Source organism: Planococcus halotolerans, from assembly GCF_003289955.1.
Lineage (GTDB): Bacteria > Bacillota > Bacilli > Bacillales_A > Planococcaceae > Planococcus > Planococcus halotolerans.
The window spans coordinates 1-1307 of record NZ_QLZR01000017.1 but is presented as its reverse complement, the minus strand read 5'-3'; the positions used below and the strand labels follow the sequence as shown (position 1 = coordinate 1307).

General features: G+C 48.4%; 1 protein-coding gene. It reads right to left on the bottom strand.

The window, feature by feature from the left end; translation table 11 throughout:
* The coding region (istA, locus tag DP120_RS18235) for an IS21 family transposase (protein ID WP_112225107.1) at positions 1-1208 on the bottom strand (1208 nt) is incomplete at its 3' end.
* Between the last annotated feature and the right edge of the window lie 99 nt (positions 1209-1307).

Below are 1307 nucleotides of genomic sequence, written 5' to 3'. Positions count from 1 at the left end.
GCTTCAACGTAAGGAGTGGAAACGGTTGAATCCTGGGTCGCCAAACCGATGGGATTCTGTGGTTTTCGCTCTTTTTCTTTTGCCTCCTGCATTCCCTCGTAATGTTCAAAACGGACGTGGACACGTGTTTCACCGGAAAGAATCGGGTGTTGCGCGATGCATTCCACTTCATCAAAAATCTCCAATTGCTTCTCCAGCGTCACCTTGATTTTCACTTGATGACCGGCATACCGAAAGGGAACGGAATACTTATTGCCCAAGTAGGAGATGAAACAGTCGCGACTGACTTCGCGCATTTCCCAATGCGTGGTCGGGAACAACTCCTTCGTCCCCCAAGCCTGCAGAAAAGATTGTTCCTTTTGCCAGCGCTGAACCGGCGGTTCCTGGGTCGTTTCATTCTTTTTCCTGTTCGCGGTCCCATCCAGCCAGTTGCGCATGTCCTGGTTCAATGCTTCAAGCGTGGGTTCGTGCCGGCGCTGAAAGAAGTTTCGCTTCATGTAATCGACCGTTCGTTCAACTTTGCCTTTCGTTTGGGGGCGGTAGGGTTTGCACGCTTTGGGTGTCACGCCGTAGTAAGCGAGAAAGTCTTCAAACTTTTGGTTGAAGCGGATTTCTACCGGTGTATGCCGGATGACAACCGTTTTCATATTGTCGTAGAGAACTTGATTCGGAATGCCATTGAAATAGGCAAAGGCATTCATGTGGCATTTCATCAAGGTCTCCAATTTCATGTCCGTTGTAAATTCGATGTACTTCATTCGCGAATACCCCAGCACCATCAAAAACGCATAGATTTTTTGAAGGCGTCCATCGACTTCGTATAAACCGACTTCTGCCCAATCCATCTGTGCCTGTTGACCTGGTGGCGTCTCAAAGCGCCGGGTGGCCTGTTTCTTCGGCTGTTCCCGATGCGGCTGCACAAAATCTTTCAAGATCGTACTTTTCCCGTCGAACCCTTGCGCCCGGATCTCCTCGAGCAACACCACACAATTGGTAGTGCCTTCCTGAATCCGTTGAAGTAAGTAGGGTTTATACGGATCTAATTTACTTGCCCGTTTCGTTCGCTTGGAGCTCCGAGGGAGCTTTTCGGCATTTATGTATTTCCGAATGGTTTTCCGGTCAAAGCCGGTCTCTTCGGCAATGGCCGTTAACGACCATCCCTTTTGGTGCAGTTCCCGAATCATAAAAAATTCCTCCATTTTCAACATCGACACATACTCCTCTGCAACGTGGTATATGTCGATTATCCTTGATAAATGGGGAATTTTAAAACGGCGTTATTGGGTATTTTATCACCGGCAGTGACA